This is a genomic window from Tenacibaculum soleae (assembly GCF_001693415.1).
In the GTDB taxonomy this organism is placed as follows: domain Bacteria; phylum Bacteroidota; class Bacteroidia; order Flavobacteriales; family Flavobacteriaceae; genus Polaribacter; species Polaribacter soleae.
On record NZ_MAKX01000001.1, the window covers coordinates 93,759 to 114,077 of the forward strand.

Below are 20,319 nucleotides of genomic sequence, written 5' to 3' on the forward strand. Positions count from 1 at the left end.
TCAGAATGGTTTTATAAATTTTTAATAGCTTCTTTAAACTTCCTACCTCTATCTTCATAACTTTCAAATAGATCAAAACTAGCGCATGCTGGCGACAACAAAACAACATCTCCTTTAGCTGCTATTTTATTAGCCACCTTAACAGCTTCTTCAGCTCCTGCAGTTTCAACCAAAACATCTACTACATTACCAAATGTGGCTATAATTTTTTGGTTATCCAACCCTAAACAAACGATTGCTTTTACTTTTTCTCTTACCAATGGTAAAAGATCTGTATAATCATTTCCTTTATCAACACCTCCTACAATCCACACTGTTGGTACATCCATACACTCTAAAGCATAAAATACTGCATTAATATTTGTAGCCTTACTATCATTTATATATTGCACTCCGTTAACTCTTTGTACGTTTTCTAAACGATGCTCAACACCTTCAAAATCTAACAAACTTTCTGCAATTGTTTCTTTTCTTGCCTGTAACAGCGTTGCTGCCATTGATGCTGCCATTGCATTTTTAGTGTTATGTTTTCCTTTTAATCCTAATTCAGAAACATTCATTAATACCTCTTCTCTTGTTAATTTCATTATTATTTTATCTTGTCTTAAAAAAACTCCGTATGCTAATTCTCTTTCAATTGAAAACGGAACTTTTTGTGCGTTAGTTTTATTTTTACTCAACCAGCCTTGTATTGCTTCATCATCTGCATCGTATATTAAAAAATCATTTACTGTTTGATTTTTAGTTATTCGAAATTTTGAAGCTATATACTTGTCATAATTATAATCATATCGATCTAAATGATCTGGCGATATATTGGTTATAATTGCTATATGTGGTTTAAAATCTATAATTCCATCTAATTGAAAACTACTTAATTCTAATACATATTCTTCATAATTTTGCTCAGCAATCAATTGCGCAAAACTATCTCCTATATTTCCACCAACACCAACATTAAAACCTGCTTTTTTAAGCACGTGACCTGTTAGCATTGTTGTGGTTGTTTTTCCGTTTGAACCTGTAATTCCGATTATATTTGCCTTGGTAAATGCCACCGCAAACTCGATTTCAGAAATTACCTGTATCTTTTGTAACCGTAATTTTTGAATTAGGTTTACCGTATCTGGAATACCTGGGCTCTTCATCACCACATCAGCATTAAAAATTTTATTTTCGGTATGCTGATTTTCTTCAAAATCAATTGCATGCTGTAAAAGAACTTTTTTATATCTTTTTGCAATACTTCCTTTGTCAGACACAAAAACATCAAAACCCTTTTGTTTTGCTAAAATTGCAGTACCCACTCCGCTTTCTCCACCACCAAGAACCACTAACCTTTTCATTTTATCGTAATTTCAAGGTTACAATTGTTAATACGGCTAATAAGATTCCAACAATCCAAAAACGGGTAACTATTTTACTTTCATGATAATTTAGTTTCTGATAATGATGATGTAAAGGAGCCATTTTAAAAATTCTTTTTCCTTCGCCAAAGCGTTTTTTTGTGTATTTAAAATAGAACACTTGAAGGATTACTGATAAATTTTCAATTACAAAAACCCCTGCTAAAATTGGCAACAGTAATTCTTTACGAATAGCAATTGCAATAACTGCAATAATTCCACCAATAGTTAAACTACCCGTATCTCCCATAAAAACCTGAGCAGGGAATGTATTGTACCACAAAAACCCTATTAAAGCTCCCGCAAAAGCGAAAATAAACACTGTCATTTCACCAGAATTAGGGATGTACATTACATCCAAATAATCTGCGAAAATGATATTTCCTGATACCCAAGCAAATATTGCTAGTGCGATAACCATAATTGCAGAGGTACCTGCCGCTAAACCATCAATACCATCTGTTAAATTTGCCCCATTTGATATTCCGGTAACAATAAAAACAACAACGAATATGAAAATAATCCATCCATATTTTTCATAACCATCACCTAAAAAGCTAAATGCTTTGGCATAATCTAATTCGTTATTTTTTAAAAAAGGTACTGTCGTTTTAGTTGATTTGTGAGCTTCGCCAAACACTTTTACTTTTCCGTTTACTTGTGTTATTTGTTGCGTTGCTGGCAACTGTTCTTTAATTGTTACATCTGGATGAAAATACAACATAGACCCTACGATTACTCCTAACCCAACTTGCCCTAAAACTTTAAATTTACCTTTTAAACCTGCTTTATCTTTTTTAAAGACTTTTATATAATCATCAGTAAACCCTATTAATCCCATCCATACTGTAGTAATTAATAAAATAACGATATAAATGTTTTCTAATTTCGCCAACAAAAGTACCGGTACCAGGGTTGCTAATATTATAATTACACCTCCCATTGTAGGAGTTCCTGCTTTTTGTACTTGCCCTATTAAACCTAAATCTCTTACCGTTTCGCCAATTTGTTGTTTCCTTAAAAAGTTAATAATCTTTTTTCCGAATATGGTTGAAATCAATAATGAAAGAATAAATGCAATTGCTGCTCTAAATGTAATAAACTGAAACACACTTGCTCCTGTAAGATTAAATTCACTTTCTAAATATTGAAATATATAATACAGCATTTTATGAGTTTTTTAATTGTTTGAAACAGTTTACCACTTCTTCTAAATCATCAAAATGATGTTTTACACCATTTATTTCTTGATAATTTTCATGTCCTTTTCCCGCTATCAAGATAATATCTCCTGTTATCGCCATTTTACAGGCTGTTTTTATAGCCTGCTTTCTATTTAAAATAGCTATTGTTTTTTTATAATTTTCGGCCGACACACCAACTTCCATCTCATCAATAATTAACTGCGCATCTTCAGTTCTTGGATTATCTGAAGTGAAAATTGCCTGATTACTTAATTGCGCAGCAATCATTGCCATTCTTGGACGTTTTGTTTTATCTCTATCGCCACCACACCCTACAACGGTAATTACATTTTCATTACCTGTACGAATATCATTTATGGTTTGCAGCACGTTTTTAAGTGCATCAGGAGTATGAGCGTAATCTACAACTGCAGTTACACCATCTTCTGAAACAGTATATTGAAAACGACCATCCACACTCTCTAACTCACTTATAAGTCGTAAGGTTTCTAATTTTTCTAAGCCTAATAAATTTGCTACACCGTAAATAGCTAACAAATTAGACGCATTAAATTCACCTATCAATTTTGTCCAAACCTCAACGCCATTTATTGTTAACAAACTTCCTGAAAAACGTTTTTCTAAAACTTTTGCTTTATAGTCACCTACTGTTTTTAACGCAAATGTTTGCTTATTAGCTTTGGTATTCTGCAACATTATTTGTCCGTTTTTATCATCTAAATTCACCAACGCAAAAGCTGATTTTGGCAACGAATCAAAAAACGATTTTTTTACATCTCTATATTCTGCAAACGACTTATGATAATCTAAATGATCGTGTGATAGATTTGTAAAAACTCCGCCAACAAAGTGCAACCCTTCGGTACGCTTTTGATGGATTCCATGAGAACTAACCTCCATAAAACAATACTCAATACCTGCATCAACCATTAATGATAAATACTTATTGATTGCTAAAGAATTTGGAGTCGTATGTGTTGCTGCATGAACATTATCACCAACCATTATCTTAACGGTTGACAACAAACCAACTTTGTATCCTGCTTTTTTAAATAATTGATACAAAAGAGTTGTAATTGTTGTTTTTCCGTTTGTTCCGGTAACACCTACTAACTGTAATTTTGTTGCTGGATTTTCATAATAATTAGCCGCCATAACTGCTAACGCCTCATTAGAATCCTTTACTTGAACATAAGTAATTCCTACTTTTTTATTTTCAGGAATATTTTCACAAACAACTACAGTAGCTCCTAAACTCAATGCTTTTTCTATAAACTGATGCCCATCAACCGTAACTCCTTTTTGCGCGACAAACAAGTCGTTACTCTGAACCAACCTGCTATCAAACTGAATATTACAAATATCCACATCAGTGTTTCCGTAAATTGCGTTTACAGCTACCTTATATAATATGTTTTTTAAATTTTTCAATTATGCCATTTTTAAATAAACTACTGTCCCTTTCTTCATCTTCATCCCTTTATCTACTGACTGCTCAATTACTTTTCCCATTCCAGAAAATCGAACTTTTAACCCCATGTTTTCTAACAAAGCCACGGCATCCATACCACTCATACCAACTACTCTAGGCATAATTGTTTTATATTTTCTTAACTTACTATAATAATCTTGATAACTCTTATCAATACTCTTTGAAGTTATTTTATCTGACACCAACTGATTATTTACCGGAGTTGTTGTGTAAATTTTCTGAGCAATATCTTTAAATATTGGCGCTGCTGCAATTGCACCGTAATACCCTTTTTCTTTCTTAGGACTATGCACAACCACAATGCATGAATATTTAGGATTATCCGCAGGAAAAAAACCTGCAAAAGAGGCTACATATTTTTTATTTGAATAATGACCATACACCGTTTTACCATTTTTATCCTTATGCTTAGGGATCCATTTTTTGGCAGTTCCTGTTTTTCCAGCCATTGAAAAATTTGAAGAATACACATTTTTTGCAGTTCCATTTTGCACTGTATTCTCCATCACTTTTCGCACTTTATTTATAGTTGTTTGAGATGCTATTTTATCCTTTAACACCACCGTTCCGAAACGCTCTTCAACTTTTCCACCAACCCTTAACTCTTTAACAAAATAAGGTTTCACTAATTTTCCATTATTAGCAACCGCATTGTAAAAAGCTAGTGTTTGCAACGGAGTTAAATGAATACCATACCCCCACGCCATCCATTCTAATGAAATTGGACTCCAACTTTTTTCTGAAGGATTTGGAATATACGGTTTCCCTTCTCCTTTTATTTTTACCCCTGTTAACTCATCCAACCCAAATGATTTAATTCGTTTAATAAATTTCTTTGGATTTTTATCATAGTGCTTTTGAATTGTTTTTACAATTCCAACATTTGACGAAACTTCAAAAACTCGTGCTAAAGATATTTTACCATGACCACCTACCTTACTATCCTCTATCTTTCTATTGTTTATAAATATTTTCCCTTTTTCACAATCAACAACATCAGACGTGTCCGCAACTTTATCTTCTAAAGCAGCCATTAAACTTGCCAACTTAAAAGTAGACCCTGGTTCGTGACTTTCCCAGACCGCATAATTCCTTTTTTCGTAATATTTCCCTTTTGATGTTCTTCCTAAATTAGCAATCGCTTTCACCTCACCTGTTTCAACCTCCATCACAACTGCACAACCATGATCAGCCTCTAAATACTCTAATCTACTCAACAAAGCATGATGCGTAATATCCTGAATATTTACATCAATAGTTGTTATAACATCGCTACCATCAATTGGCTCTTTTTCATTCACATCATTAATTGGTCGCCACTGCCCTTTTGCAATTTTTTGTTTTAATCGCCAACCGTTTTCACCCTCCATATACTCAGCAAATGCACCTTCAATACCTGCACCTCCTTTTTTATTATCATACCCAATAGTTCTTGCAGCTATCTTACCTATAGGATGCACTCGAACGGTACTTTGCTCTGCTATAAACCCACCTCGATATATCCCTTCTTTAAAAATCGGAAACTCGCGCATTTTCATACAATCGTTATACCCTACATTACGAGCAATTAACAAATAACGATTTTTTTGTTTTTTTGCTTGCCTTATCTTTTTTTGATAATAATTTGCTGATTTCCCTAACATATTAGACAACGCTTCAGAAAGCGCTCTAATATTTTTTTCAAAAACTTCTGACTGAACCACCATTACATCCATACGAATGGTGTATTTAGACATTGAAGTAGCTAACAAATTACCATCTGCAGCGTACACATTACCTCGATTAGCAAAAATCGTGTCATTTTTTACCGTTTTTTCCTGAGATAACTTTCGATACTTATCACCGTCAACATACTGAAGATTAAAAACCCTAAAAATAATAACCACAAAGAAAAGCGTCATTAAAACCACAACTACATAGAGCTTGCTTAATATACTTTTCTTTATTACCATTTTTATCTATTCTTTTTTAATTGTTATTTTTATTTTTTGAGGTGGTTTTTCAGCAGGAAACAAACCTTTTACTTTTACTTTTTTTCTAATAGTACTTTCCAACCTCATTTTTGTTAACGTAGTACTCGTATCAAAATCCTCTGCCCGCAAAGCTCTTTTTTGACTATTTAGAGCTGCTATTTTCACAACCTTTGCATCTAACCTATGCGAACTCGAAATCATAATTAGCAACAATACAACCACGAAAATTAATATCCGCCAATTATTAAAAGAGCTATCATCTGTTAAAAACCGCCCCTTTAAAATATCGTAAATTCCTTTTTTAACCTTCGACATTATTTTAATGTTGCTATTCGCAATTTTGCACTCCGCGCCCTATTATTCGTTTTAACTTCTTCTTGCGTAGGGATAATCATTTTTCCTATTTTTTTTAACGGAACACTGATATTTCCATAAAAATCCTTTTCTGGCTCACCACTAAACAAGCCTGTTCTAATAAAACGTTTCACCAATCGATCTTCTAAAGAATGATACGAAATAACACTTAACCTACCCTCACCACTCAACAAACCAGGCATTTGCTCTAAAAACTCCTTTAACACCTCCAACTCCTGATTCACCTCAATTCTTACTGCTTGAAATATTTGCGCTAATATTTTGTGCTCTTTTGCCTGCGGAAGAAACTGCCTTAACACCTCTTTCAACTGAAAACTCGTCTCTATCTGCTCAACCTCTCTAGCTTCGACTATTTTTTTTGACAACGCTCGTGCATTTCGCAATTCCCCATACAAAAACAATACATCCGCTAATTTTTCTTCACTATATTTATTGATAATTTTTTTTGCCGACAAATCAGACTTCTGATCCATTCGCATATCTAAATCAGCATCAAAACGAGTAGAAAACCCTCTTTCAGCCTCATCAAACTGATGCGAAGACACTCCTAAATCAGCCAAAACCCCATCTACCTTTCTCACACCATAAAAACGCAAAAACCTTGTAATGAATCGAAAATTCTCACCAATCAACACAAAGCGATCATCGTCTATTTTATTTTGTTGCGCATCAGGATCCTGATCAAAAGCAAATAACCTTCCTTTCTCACCCAACCTACTCAATATCTCTCTCGAATGACCACCGCCACCAAAAGTTACATCAACATACACACCATCTTCTTTAATATTGAGCGCATCTACACTTTCTTTTAACAAAACAGGACTATGATAACTCATCTATATCTGTATTACCCATCACCTCTTCTGCCAAATCAGCAAAATCAACAACAGTATCATCAATTACTTTTTCATACTTCTCTTTATCCCAAATTTCAATAATCGCCCCCACAGATGAAAACACCACGTGCTTTTCAATACCCGCAAACTGACACAAATCTTTTGGAATTAAAACCCTACCTGACGCATCTACATCAACCATTTTTACACCCGCAGTAAACCGCCTAATAAAATCATTATTCTTTTTTACAAACCGATTTAACTTATTAACCTTAGCCATCATCAAGTTCCACTCCTGCATCGGATACAACTCTAAACACGGATGAAAAACAGAACGCTTAACAACAAAACCATCTTGCAATACTGACGACAACTGCTTCTTAAAGACAGATGACATCATCACCCTCCCTTTAGCATCTGCCTTACACTCGTATGTTCCAATTAAATTTATCACGTTAAACACTCGTAGTTTGCATCAAAAATAAAAAATATTTACCACATTTTACCACATTTTACCACATTGTTGATAAGTTTTAAAATTATAGCTAAAAAACTGATAACAAGTATATTTAACAACGACAACAGTGCACGAATAATAAAAATGACCATTTAACAAAAAAAGGCTACATTTGTCGTTACGTCAAATCCCATACATTAATGACTAATTTTTTAAAGAAAGAAGGCAATTTTACATATGCAGAGGCAGGAGAAGGAAGAGCATTAATCGTGTTACACGGTTTAATGGGTGCTCTTAGTAATTTTGATGAAACTTTTAAACATTTCTCAAAAAAAGGTTACCACGTTTTAATTCCTGAACTACCTTTATACACACTCCCTTTACTAAAAACAAATGTTAAAAATTTAGCAAGTTTTTTACATGATTTTATTGCATACAAAGAACTAAAAGACGTAGTTCTTTTAGGAAATTCTTTAGGTGGACATATCGCATTATATTACACAAAACACTACCCCGAAGATGTAGGCGCTTTGGTTTTAACAGGAAGCTCAGGGTTGTATGAAAAATCAATGGGCGATAGTTACCCTAAAAGAGGTAATTACGAATACATTGAAACAAAAGCACAAGAGGTGTTTTACGACCCTAAAATTGCAACAAAAGAACTTGTCGATGATATTTACAGCATTGTAAATGACAGAGTTAAAGCATTAAAAACCTTATCAATTGCAAAAAGTGCTATACGCCACAACATGGCTAACGACCTACCAAATATGCACCAACCAACATGTCTTATTTGGGGAAAACAAGATGGTGTAACACCTCCTGAGGTAGCTGATGATTTTCACAAACTATTACCCGACTCTGACTTATTTTGGATCGATAAATGTGGACATGCCGCTATGATGGAAACACCCGAAGAATTTAATACAATTTTAGAAAACTGGTTTTCTAAACGAAATATATAACAGCACAAATAGCTTAATATCTTATTTATGAAAATAAAATCTGCTGATTTTGTGATGAGTAACAGTAATGTTACGAAAGCACCTAAAGACAGGATCCCTGAATATGCTTTTATAGGTCGCTCTAATGTAGGTAAATCTTCGCTAATCAATATGCTGATGGCACGTAAAGATTTAGCAAAGATTTCTGGAAAACCCGGTAAAACACAACTTATTAATCACTTTAAAATAAATGAAGAGTGGTTTTTGGTAGATTTACCTGGATATGGTTACGCACAAGTTTCAAAAAAGAAAAGAACCATTTTTCAGTTTTTTATCGAGAATTATTTCAAAGAACGCGAACAATTGGTATGTACTTTTGTTTTGATTGACTCTCGTCATGATCCTCAAAAAATAGACCTAGAATTTATGCAGTTTTTAGGCGAAAATCAAATTCCTTTTTGTATTGTTTTTACCAAAGCAGACAAGCTAGGAAGCTCTAAATTAAATAAACAAATTACTTCTTACAAAAAGAAATTATTACAACATTGGGAAACACTTCCAATGTCATTTATCACCTCTTCCTCTAATGGATTAGGACGTGATGAATTTTTAAATTTTATTGATGGAGTAAATCAAGATGTAGCTAAAGATTTTGAATAATTTTTCGATATAACTCGAAAATATTTTACAGTATGTATTCTACCAAAAAAAACTTACAAGTTTTACATGAAGACAACCATATAATTGTTGTTAACAAAAGAGCAGGTGATATTGTTCAAGGTGATAAAACTGGAGACAAACCACTCTCTGATGTTGTTAAAGAATACATTAAAGAAAAATACAATAAACCTGGAGCTGTTTATTTAGGCACTGTTCACCGCTTAGACAGACCAACTTCGGGCATAGTAATTTACGCACGTACTTCAAAAGCCTTAGAGCGCTTAAACAAAATGCTTCGTGAAAAAACAATTAAAAAAACATATTGGGCTGTTGTAAAAAACCCACCAAAAAAAACTTCAGATACTTTAATTAATTTCTTAAAAAAGAATCCGAAAAACAATAAATCAACCGCCTACTCAAAAGAAATTGATGGCAGCAAAAAAGCCATTCTCCATTATCAAGTTCTTAAAAAACTAGACAATTATTCTTTATTAGAAATCGACTTAGAAACCGGGCGCCATCACCAAATTCGAGTGCAATTATCAAACATTGGAGCAACTATAAAAGGGGATTTAAAATATGGTGCAAAAAGAAGCAACAAAGATGGCAGTATTCACTTACATGCTCGTAAAATAGAATTTACCCATCCTGTGAGCAAAGAATTGATAAAAATAAATGCTCCGACTCCAAAAGAATCCATTTGGGACGCTTGTTTATAACATTACAACTACGTTAAAAAATTCAGTTAATTTTGTATCTTTAGGGAAATTTAAAGCATGAATATTCCTGAACTATTACAAGCTCAAAAAAACTTTTTCGCCAACCAACAAACCAAAGATATTTCTTTTAGAAAAAACGCTTTAAAAAAACTTCAAAAAGAACTTATAAAAAGAGAAAACGATATCATAAAGGCATTGCATAATGATTTTAAAAAATCAGAATATGAAGCCGTAATGACAGAAACCTCAATTGTACTAGCCGAATTAAAAATGGTTATAAAAAACATACACGCTTGGGCTAAACCTAAACGTGTTTTACCATCTCTTTTAAACTTTCCATCCACAGCCAAAATACACAAAGAACCCTACGGAAACACTTTAATTATTGCTCCTTGGAACTATCCGTATCAATTGGCATTTGCGCCACTTATAGGAGCCATAGCTGCTGGAAATACAGCAACACTAAAACCCTCTGAATTAACACCACATACCAGTAAAATAACTAGAGAAATTGTAGCAACTGTTTTTGACAAAAACCACGTTTCAGTAATAGAAGGAGGTGTTTCAGTTTCTCAAGAATTATTAGCACAACGCTGGGATTATATTTTTTTTACAGGAAGTGTACCTGTAGGTAAAATTGTTGCCAAAGCTGCTGCTGAACATTTAACCCCAGTTACTTTAGAATTAGGTGGAAAAAGCCCTTGCATTATTGATGAAACAGCCAATATAAAACTCACTGCTAAACGATTAGTTTGGGGAAAATTTATCAATGGTGGACAAACCTGTATCGCTCCAGATTATTTATTAATTCATAAATCAGTAAAAGAAAAATTCATCACCTATTTTAAAGATGAAATTAAAAATGCATACGGTGAAAACCCTAAAAAATCAGAAGATTATCCACGTATTGTTAATACAAAAAATTTTGACAGACTCGCTTTAATGCTTGAAAATGAAAATTGTATTATTGGCGGACAAACTGATAGAACAGAAGATTACATTGCGCCAACTTTAATTGATGAACCTAGTTTAGATAGCCAAGTAATGAAAGGGGAAATTTTTGGCCCAATTTTACCGATAATTTCTTACGAAAACGAAGCCGATTTTGATGCTGTAATCCAGAAATACGACAAACCTTTAGCACTGTATGTTTTTACTACTCGAAATCATTTTGCAAAAAAAATGATTACTAAATACTCTTTTGGAGGCGGAACAATTAATGACACCACTGTTCATTTTGCAAATCACAGACTACCATTTGGTGGAGTTGGTGAAAGCGGTATTGGAAGTTATCATGGAAAACAAACTTTTGATGTGTTTTCTCACAAAAAAGGAGTAGTTACAAGGGGTAATTGGCTTGACATCCCTACAAGATACGCTCCGTATACAGGAAAATTAAAACAGTTAAAAATTTTAATGAAAATTTCTTAAAACATATCTATCAGATTTAACAATTAGCACAAAAATATTTCAATGAGCAAAAAAACTGTATCAGAAGCAATAAATTACCGTAGATCCGTAAGGGTTTATGATGCTGAAAAACCTATTAAAGCATCTATCGTAAAAAAATGTTTACAACAAGCAAGTTTAGCTCCTACTAGCAGTAATATGCAATTATGGGAGTTTCAACACATTACCGACAAAGAAATCATTAATAAAATTGCACCACTTTGTTTTAATCAAAACGCAGCAAAAACCGCACAACAACTAGTTGTTTTTGTTACTAGAAAAGATTTATGGCGAAAAAGAGCAAAAGCAAATTTATCAAATATCGATACTAATTTTGGCAAGGGTAATCCGAAAAACAAACAAAGTAGTAGAGAAAAATTTGCTCGTAATTATTATGAAAAGATTATACCTTTTGCTTATTTTGACCTTTTCAAAATCGTTGGTTTTTTTAAATATTTATTAATTTTAATTACAGGAATATTTAAACCTATTTACAGGGAAGTTCGTAACAGCGACATGCGAATTGTAGCTCATAAAACCTGCGGACTTGCAGCGCAAACTTTTATGCTGTCGATGGCTGCCGAAGGGTATGATACTTGCCCTATGGAAGGCTCTGACACTTGGCGTGTAAAACGCTTATTAAACATACCGAGAAATGCAGAAATAAACATGATTGTTAGTTGCGGAATTAGAAAACCAGAAGGTGTTTATGGCGAGCGTTTTAGAGTTCCTTTTGATGAAATTTATAAAGAAGTGTAAAAGCATGACACGTAAAAAAACTACGTTTATTTTTACTGGAATTACAATCATCTTAATTAGCATTCTTATACTTTCTTTTAATCTACTGACAAAATTTAATCATTTAAATCAGAATAAAACTGAAGAAATTATAGAAAAGCATCAAGAATGGATGCAACAAATAATTACGAGTACAGATACTATTTCTATTTTATCAAAACAACAAATAGATTCTATAAACAACATTAATGCAAAACAAGATAGTTTACTTAAAAAAGAGCAACTTAACAGCTTACCTAAAACTAAATAATAACATTTTACAAATCTTAATAACTTAAATCCTCAAATTAAATGATAATTTGAGGATTTTTAAAATTATTTTTTAGGTAAAAACACTAATTTGTTTTTACTTACTTTATTAATATCTTCCTCTTTTAACTTCATTTTCACAAACTTCCCATCTACATACTTTTGCGCCTGATCTTTATAATGTTCACTAAAAACATTACCCGATTGCCCTGTTGGTAAAATAGCAATACTATTTTCTAAATCAGAAAAATCTATAATTCTACGAGTTGACGGACCTGCAGTAATTTTGTAAACACCCGTACTATCAATATTATAAATTTGATTGTTAATCACTTGATCTCCACCACGAGTTCTAAAAGGCCCTACATTAAAAAGACTTCGTAAAACACCACCCGCTTTCCCTATCGGATGCTCATATTCAACAGAAGCAACGCGGTTCCACTTCCAATCTTCTACATTTTCACCTAATTGATATTTTAACGAAGAAAATGCCTTTTTAAACGATTTGGTAATAATATCTTCTTTTGTTTCAATTTTTTCAGATGTTGTTACGTCATCCCACCAAACAGATTTTTCTCTTTTTGCTTGAACAGGTAAAACCTTTTCTATTAACGGTGTATTTTCAAGTTGAGCATATCCTTTACCCATTTCATCTTTAAAAGTATTTTTTTGAAACTCATAAATAACTCGATTATAAATTACAGGACCAACCTCGTCTTTTCCATAAAATCCACTCCAGTTTTTAAGAATTGTTACGGCTTTTTTATCACTTACAGAAAAAGTAGAAAAATCTAAGGATTTTAGTAAATCCTTCACCACTCTAGGTGCTGTTGGCGATGTTACATCATAAATCATTGTAGCAACATCTTCTTTTGTCCAATCATTTTTTGGAGTTAATAAATCTACAATTCTTTTGGCTCTATCTTCTGATAAATAATATCCCGGATATAAAACACCCGCAATAGAATCTGGCTGATTATTTGCGGAATACACATAATTCAAACTAGGGTTAATAGCTTGTGGGTTATCTTCAAAATCAAGCCATTCTTTAATTTCATCCTTACCAGAAGCCCCGTTTAAAATTAGCTTTGTATTTAAGTCATCTCGGTATTTGTACAGTTTTCCTGAAGCAAACCAAGCAATATTATTTTTTGCATCACCATACATTATGTTTAAACCTGGGGCATGTAACTTACTTGCTCCATTTTTAAAATCTGACAGTGATTTTGCGTGCGACATTTGATAAGAAACATCTAATAACTGATTGTTCAACTTGGTGTAAATCCATTGCATAGCAATAGGTCGTTCATCATCAATAAAATCAATCAACCCATTCATTACAGGACCATGTTTACTAACTTTTATTTGATAAGTAGTATCCGCTGCATTTTTTATCTTAATTGTTTTATCAATTAATTTATATTTTTGATACCCTGCTGGTGTTTTATACTCAAGCGGATTGTTTGGGTTGTTTTGTTCGTAATAAAAATCAACATCATCGTTTTCAAACATTGTTAATCCGTAAGCATATTCTTTATTATGTCCTAACAACGGAAACGGAGTTAACGCTAAATTAAATCCGTAAATTTCGTAATTTGGTGTTTTTATGTGTGATTGATACCAAACGGAAGGTTGCGAAAACCCAATATGCGGATCGTTTGCAAAAATTACTTTTCCGTTTTTTGTTTTTTCTGGACCTAACACCCAAGAATTACTCCCTATAAAAGGTGAAATTGGTAATTTATCTAACAACGTGTTCATTGCCTGTGCAAAATTTGCTTTTACCTCAGGGTTTTTCTCATTTTTAATTAAGGTCAGATTTTCAAAGTTAGCACCATTTAACTCGTTAAAATAAGCATCGCCTAGTTTTTCTTTTACTTCGGTTAACATCGGATCCGTTTTATGCGCCACAGCAAAACTAAATGCCATATATCCAAACACATTATATACATCTTTTATCGTATATTTTTCTTTATCAAGCCCAACCAAATAAAATTCTAGCGGCGTAGCTCCTTCATCAATAAATTGATTAATTCCACTTAAATATGCCTGTGTTAGTTTATATGCTTCCGTATTTTTATCTAAATTTTGAATCGTTTTCTCAGCAGCCTCCTCAATACCTAACCCAGAGAAAAATTTATCTGTACGCACCAAATCCTTACCGAAAACCTCCGCTAATCTTCCTGCTGAAATTCTACGAATCAATTCCATTTGCCACAACCTATCTTGCGCATGTACATACCCCAAAGCTATATATGCATCTTGCTGATTTTTTGCTTTTATGTGCGGCACACCTACATCATCATACTGCACAGTAACTTTATCTGAAATATTAGCTAACTGCAATTCACCACTATAAGTAGGATGTAATGTTTTAATAAAAATCCAGCCACTTATTATTAGCAATGCAACAATAATAAAAGTTATTTTAAGTATTTTTTTTAGCAATTTCATTTAAGTTTGATTTTTTTCAAAGATAGCCGAAATATAATTTAAATTTCTCCTATAGCCACCAGAAAGTAAAACGATTAACTTCTAATAAAATATTCTTTTGACAAACAAAACATTAATCGTAATATTGCAATATAATAATAAAACAACTAGAAATGTCAATAACACCACCAACATTATTTAAACCGATAAAAAAGTTTATTAACGAATTAGACACGCTAACGATTACCAATGACCGAAAAGCTGTTTTACAACCGTTAACTGATTATATTCAGTCTAAAATAGATAATAATCAAAAAATACGATTAAACTTTATTTGCACGCATAACTCTCGCAGAAGTCACTTATCGCAAGTTTGGGCACAAGTAATGGCTAATTATTTTAGTATTAAAAACGTTGTTTGTTATTCGGGCGGAACAGAAGCTACTGCCTTGTTTCCGTTGGTAGCCGAAACACTTAAAAACTCAGGATTTGAAATTAACACGCTTTCAAAAAACAACAATCCTGTTTATAGTATTAAATACAGCGAAAACGAACACCCTATTATTGGTTTTTCTAAAAAATTAGATAGTGATTTTAATCCAAAATCAGCGTTTGCTGCTATCATGACCTGCTCACAAGCAGATGGTGGCTGCCCTTTTATTGCTGGTGCCGAAAAACGAATTCCAATAACTTTTGAAGATCCGAAAGCATTTGACAACACCCCACTTCAAGCAGAGAAATACCTAGAAAGAAGTATCCAAATTGCTACAGAAATGCAGTATGTTTTTTCGCAGATAAAATTATAAAATCACAAAATTTTCATTTTTGTATTTTTAATAAAAATTCGCTTTTAAAAAGCTATAAGTATCATTTTTTGTTACCTAGCTATATAGTATCTTTACAGTCATGTTTTTATTAAAACATAATCGTACAACATTTGTTGGTAAATTGTAGTTTCTTACCACAATACTATATATCTAAACCAATAAATAAGAATAACTTAATCGTTAAAATATAATTTTAGAGATGAAAAAAATTCAGATGGTAGACCTACAAGGTCAATATGCAAAAATAAAACCTCAAGTAAATAAAGCTTTCGAAAACGTTTTAGATACAGCTTATTATATTGGTGGACCAGAAGTTAAAGGTTTTGGAAGCGATTTAGAAAACTATTTAGATGTAAAACATGTAATTCCGTGTGCAAACGGGACAGATGCTTTACAGATAGCTATGATGGGGCTAGGTTTGGAGCAAGGTGACGAAGTAATCACTGTCGATTTTACGTTTGCTGCCACTGTTGAAGTTATTGCGCTATTAAAATTAACCCCTGTTTTGGTTGATGTTGAGCCAGACACATTTAATATTGATATTGAAGCTTTAAAAAAGGCGATTACTCCAAAAACAAAAGCCATTGTTCCTGTACATTTATTTGGTCAATGTGCCAATATGGAAGCCGTAATGGAAATTGCTAAAGAACATAACCTTTTTGTTATTGAAGATAATGCACAAGCAATTGGTGCTGATTACACTTTTTCTGATGGAACAAAAAAGAAGTCAGGAACTATTGGAAACGTAGGAACAACCTCTTTTTTCCCTTCTAAAAACTTAGGATGCTATGGTGATGGTGGCGCTATTTTTACCAATGATGATGATTTAGCACATACTATTAGAGGAATTGTAAACCACGGAATGTATAAACGTTACTACCATGATGTAGTTGGAGTAAACTCTCGTTTAGATAGTTTACAAGCTGCTGTTTTACAAATAAAATTACCTTTATTAGATGGTTTTTGTGATGCTCGTAGAAAAGCTGCGATGTATTATACCGAAGCTTTTGCTACTAATTCAAATATTATTACACCAGCAATTAGTGTTTTTTCAACCCATGTTTTTCATCAATATACGCTAAAAATCACCAATGGAAAACGAGATGCATTACATCAACACTTATTAGATAATAACATTCCGAACGCTATTTATTATCCAGTGCCATTACATGCCCAAAAAGCATATCAAGATGAGCGTTATAATGAAGCCGATTTTAAAGTTACTAATCAATTAATTGATGAAGTAATTTCGTTACCAATGCATACCGAATTAGACGAAGAACAATTGGCTTTTATCACCAAAACTATTTTAGATTTTGTTTAAAATAAACCAACGATGCTTCAAAAAATAAAAACACTTAAAATAATTCACTTGGCTTTAGTTGGCGGAGTAACATTAGCTTACTTCTTAATAGGAGATTTTGAAAATATTTTAAATTTACAAATTGACAACGCTTCTCTTATTTACTCTTTTATCCCGGCGCTTGCTTATGTGCTGAGTAATTTTGTTTTTAGAAATGCTTTAAACAAAATAACCAAAGATTCAACTAATGATGAAAAGTTTGCCATATATCAAACGGCGTCAATTATTAAGTGGGCAATACTAGAAGGAGCTTGTTTTTTGATTCTTTTGTTAAAACCTGATTTTATTCTATTTGGAGTAATTCTTTTATTTTACCTGATTCTTTTAGCACCTAAAGAAGATAAAATTTTTCAACTTTTAAAAATTAAAAATTCCAACCTTTAAAAATTATGAAAAAGATACTAGTTACTGGCGGACTTGGTTTTATAGGCTCGCATACTGTAGTTGAACTACAAAACAAAGGTTTTGAAGTTATTATTATTGATGACCTATCCAACTCAAAAATTGATGTTTTAGATAAAATTACAGCTATCACAGGAATTAAACCAGCTTTTCATCAAATTGATTTACGTAATAAACAAGATGTTAAAAACTTTTTTGATGCAAACATTATTGATGGAATCATTCATTTTGCAGCCTTTAAAGCTGTGGGAGAAAGCGTTGATAATCCGTTAGATTATTACGAAAACAATATTGGTAGTTTAGTCTATTTATTACAAGAAATAAGAAACCGAAAATTAAATAATTTTATCTTTAGCTCATCATGCACAGTATATGGGCAAGCAGATGAATTACCAATTACAGAAAATGCTCCAACAAAACCAGCAGAGTCTCCTTATGGAAACACCAAACAAATTGGTGAAGAAATTATAAAAGAAAGTTGTAATGCTCATAATTTTAACGCAATAGCATTACGTTATTTTAACCCTGTAGGAGCACACGATAGTATTAAAATTGGCGAACTACCATTGGGAGTTCCGCAAAATTTAATTCCGTTTGTAACCCAAACAGCAGCAGGAATTAGAAAGGAGTTATCTGTTTTTGGTGATGATTATCCAACACCAGATGGAACCGCGATTAGAGATTATATTCATGTAGTAGATTTAGCCAAAGCACATATTGCTGCTTTAAGCAGATTATTAAACAAGAAAAACAATGCAAATTTTGAGTTTTTTAATGTTGGTACAGGTACAGGAAGTTCTGTTTTAGAGGTAATTAAATCTTTTGAAAAAGTAACAGGCAAAAAATTAAATTATAAAATTGTTGGTAGACGCGCAGGAGATATAACATCTGCTTATGCTGATACTACTATTGCCAACAAAGAATTAAACTGGAAAACAGAAAAAACCTTAGACGAAGCTTTGTTATCATCATGGCAATGGCAAGAAAATCAACACTAAAATTATTTTATGATAAAAATCCCGCTAAAATGTTTAGCGGGATTTTTTATACTTTTCAACAACTGTAAATTAAGCCTCAATACTAGCTCCGCTAGCTGCAACACTTCGATCTATTTTACGCATTAGACCTTGTAACACTTTACCAGGACCTACCTCTACAAATTCAGTTCCTCCATCTGCAATCATTGCTTGTACACATTGCGTCCATTTTACAGGAGCTGTTAATTGTGCAATTAAATTTTCTTTAATTTCTGCTGGATTCGTAACCGCCTTTGCTACTACGTTTTGATATACCGGACAAGTTGGCTCACTAAAAGTAGTTTCCTCTATTGCTTTAGCTAATTCTTCACGAGCTGGCTCCATCATTGGCGAATGAAAAGCTCCTCCAACTGGTAAAACTAAAGCTCTTCTTGCTCCTTTTTCAGTTAAAACCTCACAAGCCTTTTCTATCGCTTCAACTTCTCCTGAAATCACTAATTGACCTGGGCAATTGTAATTAGCTGCAACCACTACACCTTCTATTTCAGCACAAGTATCTTCCACTATTTTATCTTCTAACCCTAAAACCGCAGCCATTGTAGAAGGTGCAATTTCACATGCTTTTTGCATTGCCAAAGCTCTTTTTGAAACCAATGTTAATCCATCTTCAAAAGATAAAACTCCATTTGCCACTAAAGCCGATAACTCGCCTAAAGAATGACCTGCTACCATTTCTGGTTTAAAATCATCTCCTAAAACTTTTGCTAAAATTACTGAATGTAAAAATATTGCTGGTTGTGTAACTTTTGTTTGTTTTAAGGCTTCAGGAGTTCCTTCAAACATTACATCTGTAATGCTAAAACCTAATATATCGTTAGCTTTTTCAAAAAGTTCTTGAGCTAATGGTGATTTTTCATATAAATCTAATCCCATTCCTGTAAACTGTGCTCCTTGACCTGGAAAAATATATGCTTTCATCTTTTTTATGTTGTTTGTTTAATGCTGCAAACATACACATTTTTAAAATCATTATTAATTAGTAATTTCGTTGTATGACTCAACAATTAAAAAATCAAGCGCAACTTATTTATTTAGTGTTAGCTGCTTTATTTATTGCTTCATTAGTAACCTCTAATTTAATTTTTCAGAAATTTTTTTATTGGGAACCTTTTGGTTTATACCGTTTTGAAATTTCAGTGGGTATTTTACCCTATCCGTTAACTTTTTTAATTACTGATATTTTATCTGAAATTTACGGAAAGAAAAAAGCCAACCAAGTAGTTATTGCTGGAATTTTTGCCTCGTTTTTTTCAATGTTAATTATTTTAATGGCTGATTATGTTCCGGCAATAAACAACTCACCTGTAAATAACAACATATTTTCTACCGTTTTTGGGTTATCTCCTTTGGCTGTGTTAGCCTCAATGTTAGCCTATTTATTTGCACAATTTATTGATATTAGAATTTTTCATTTTTGGAAAAAGTTAACCAATGGAAAACACTTATGGCTTCGTAATAATTTTTCTACTTTTTTTTCTCAATTTATAGATACTTTTACTGTTTTATTTCTCTTATCTTCTTTTAAAATATTACCATGGAGTATTTTCACAAACTTGTTAATTAGTGGTTTTTTATTTAAAATTATTGTGGCTGCTATAGATACTCCTGTTTTATACTTGATTGTTTTTTGGTTTCGAAAAAAATTCAACTTAAAAGTTGGTCAAGAAATAACTACTTTTGATACTTAAATAAAA

General features: G+C 32.6%; 20 protein-coding genes. 11 read left to right on the top strand and 9 right to left on the bottom strand.

The annotated features are described in order from the left end of the window. Window positions 1-11 precede the first annotated feature (11 nt). Genes murD through BA195_RS00475 form a run of 7 tightly spaced genes read right to left on the bottom strand, consistent with a single transcriptional unit; the run spans window position 12 to window position 7,741 of the window. On the bottom strand, window positions 12-1,346 hold the full coding sequence (gene murD, locus BA195_RS00445) for a UDP-N-acetylmuramoyl-L-alanine--D-glutamate ligase (protein WP_068701327.1): 1,335 nt from the start codon (window positions 1,344-1,346) through the stop codon (window positions 12-14). Between the two features lies 1 nt (window position 1,347). After that, a complete protein-coding gene (gene mraY, locus BA195_RS00450) occupies window positions 1,348-2,574 on the bottom strand; it encodes a phospho-N-acetylmuramoyl-pentapeptide-transferase (RefSeq protein WP_068701329.1) in 1,227 nt (408 codons plus the stop codon). Between the two features lies 1 nt (window position 2,575). Then, entirely contained in the window at window positions 2,576-4,042 is a 1,467-nt protein-coding gene (locus BA195_RS00455) for a UDP-N-acetylmuramoyl-L-alanyl-D-glutamate--2,6-diaminopimelate ligase (protein WP_068701331.1), read from the bottom strand. Beyond that, on the bottom strand, window positions 4,043-6,055 hold the full coding sequence (locus BA195_RS00460; protein ID WP_245662303.1) for a penicillin-binding protein: 2,013 nt from the start codon (window positions 6,053-6,055) through the stop codon (window positions 4,043-4,045). 6 nt (window positions 6,056-6,061) lie between these two features. Next, entirely contained in the window at window positions 6,062-6,391 is a 330-nt protein-coding gene (locus tag BA195_RS00465; protein ID WP_068701335.1) for an FtsL-like putative cell division protein, read from the bottom strand. Then, on the bottom strand, window positions 6,391-7,287 hold the full coding sequence (rsmH, locus tag BA195_RS00470; RefSeq protein ID WP_068701337.1) for a 16S rRNA (cytosine(1402)-N(4))-methyltransferase RsmH: 897 nt from the start codon (window positions 7,285-7,287) through the stop codon (window positions 6,391-6,393). Before rsmH ends, BA195_RS00465 begins: the two co-directional genes overlap by 1 nt. Then, complete coding sequence (locus tag BA195_RS00475) at window positions 7,274-7,741, bottom strand: division/cell wall cluster transcriptional repressor MraZ (protein ID WP_068701339.1); 468 nt, start codon at window positions 7,739-7,741, stop codon at window positions 7,274-7,276. The genes rsmH and BA195_RS00475 overlap by 14 nt, the downstream gene beginning before the upstream one ends. 203 nt (window positions 7,742-7,944) lie before the next feature. Here BA195_RS00475 and BA195_RS00480 point away from each other — a divergent pair, with 203 nt between their 5' ends. From BA195_RS00480 to BA195_RS00505, 6 genes are read left to right on the top strand one after another with little or no spacing between them, the layout of a single operon-like run. Then, window positions 7,945-8,709 carry an alpha/beta fold hydrolase gene (locus BA195_RS00480; RefSeq protein ID WP_068701341.1) on the top strand — a complete coding sequence of 255 codons (765 nt, stop codon included), beginning with the start codon at window positions 7,945-7,947 and terminating at the stop codon, window positions 8,707-8,709. A gap of 27 nt (window positions 8,710-8,736) precedes the next feature. Further along, on the top strand, window positions 8,737-9,348 hold the full coding sequence (gene yihA / locus BA195_RS00485; protein WP_068701343.1) for a ribosome biogenesis GTP-binding protein YihA/YsxC: 612 nt from the start codon (window positions 8,737-8,739) through the stop codon (window positions 9,346-9,348). A 32-nt stretch (window positions 9,349-9,380) separates the two neighbouring features. Next, window positions 9,381-10,067, top strand: coding sequence for an RluA family pseudouridine synthase (locus BA195_RS00490; RefSeq protein WP_068701345.1), 687 nt, complete (start codon window positions 9,381-9,383; stop codon window positions 10,065-10,067). 57 nt (window positions 10,068-10,124) lie between these two features. Beyond that, on the top strand, window positions 10,125-11,498 hold the full coding sequence (locus tag BA195_RS00495) for an aldehyde dehydrogenase (protein ID WP_068701347.1): 1,374 nt from the start codon (window positions 10,125-10,127) through the stop codon (window positions 11,496-11,498). A gap of 42 nt (window positions 11,499-11,540) precedes the next feature. Next, entirely contained in the window at window positions 11,541-12,275 is a 735-nt protein-coding gene (locus tag BA195_RS00500; RefSeq protein WP_068701349.1) for a nitroreductase family protein, read from the top strand. A gap of 4 nt (window positions 12,276-12,279) precedes the next feature. Then, window positions 12,280-12,564 (top strand): hypothetical protein, encoded by a 285-nt coding sequence (locus BA195_RS00505; protein WP_141677633.1) that lies wholly within the window; start codon window positions 12,280-12,282, stop codon window positions 12,562-12,564. 65 nt (window positions 12,565-12,629) lie between these two features. On the opposite strand, the gene BA195_RS00510 is transcribed toward BA195_RS00505, so the two are convergent. Beyond that, complete coding sequence (locus BA195_RS00510; protein ID WP_068701353.1) at window positions 12,630-15,017, bottom strand: penicillin acylase family protein; 2,388 nt, start codon at window positions 15,015-15,017, stop codon at window positions 12,630-12,632. Window positions 15,018-15,169: 152 nt separating this feature from the next. On the opposite strand from BA195_RS00510, the gene BA195_RS00515 reads away from it, so the two are divergent. The 4 genes from BA195_RS00515 (at window position 15,170) to galE (ending at window position 18,586) form a co-directional block, all read left to right on the top strand. Further along, window positions 15,170-15,802 (top strand): arsenate-mycothiol transferase ArsC, encoded by a 633-nt coding sequence (locus BA195_RS00515; protein ID WP_068701355.1) that lies wholly within the window; start codon window positions 15,170-15,172, stop codon window positions 15,800-15,802. Between the two features lie 220 nt (window positions 15,803-16,022). Further along, window positions 16,023-17,147 carry a DegT/DnrJ/EryC1/StrS family aminotransferase gene (locus BA195_RS00520; protein ID WP_068701357.1) on the top strand — a complete coding sequence of 375 codons (1,125 nt, stop codon included), beginning with the start codon at window positions 16,023-16,025 and terminating at the stop codon, window positions 17,145-17,147. A gap of 12 nt (window positions 17,148-17,159) precedes the next feature. Continuing rightward, window positions 17,160-17,570, top strand: a complete 411-nt coding sequence (locus tag BA195_RS00525; RefSeq protein ID WP_068701359.1) for a hypothetical protein — start codon at window positions 17,160-17,162, stop codon at window positions 17,568-17,570. Window positions 17,571-17,575: 5 nt separating this feature from the next. Then, window positions 17,576-18,586, top strand: a complete 1,011-nt coding sequence (galE, locus tag BA195_RS00530; protein WP_068701360.1) for a UDP-glucose 4-epimerase GalE — start codon at window positions 17,576-17,578, stop codon at window positions 18,584-18,586. Between the two features lie 69 nt (window positions 18,587-18,655). On the opposite strand, the gene fabD is transcribed toward galE, so the two are convergent. Further along, window positions 18,656-19,543 carry an ACP S-malonyltransferase gene (gene fabD / locus BA195_RS00535; protein ID WP_068701362.1) on the bottom strand — a complete coding sequence of 296 codons (888 nt, stop codon included), beginning with the start codon at window positions 19,541-19,543 and terminating at the stop codon, window positions 18,656-18,658. Window positions 19,544-19,617: 74 nt separating this feature from the next. On the opposite strand from fabD, the gene BA195_RS00540 reads away from it, so the two are divergent. After that, window positions 19,618-20,313: a queuosine precursor transporter gene (locus BA195_RS00540; protein ID WP_068701364.1), complete on the top strand. Its 696-nt coding sequence runs from the start codon at window positions 19,618-19,620 to the stop codon at window positions 20,311-20,313. Window positions 20,314-20,319 lie beyond the last annotated feature (6 nt).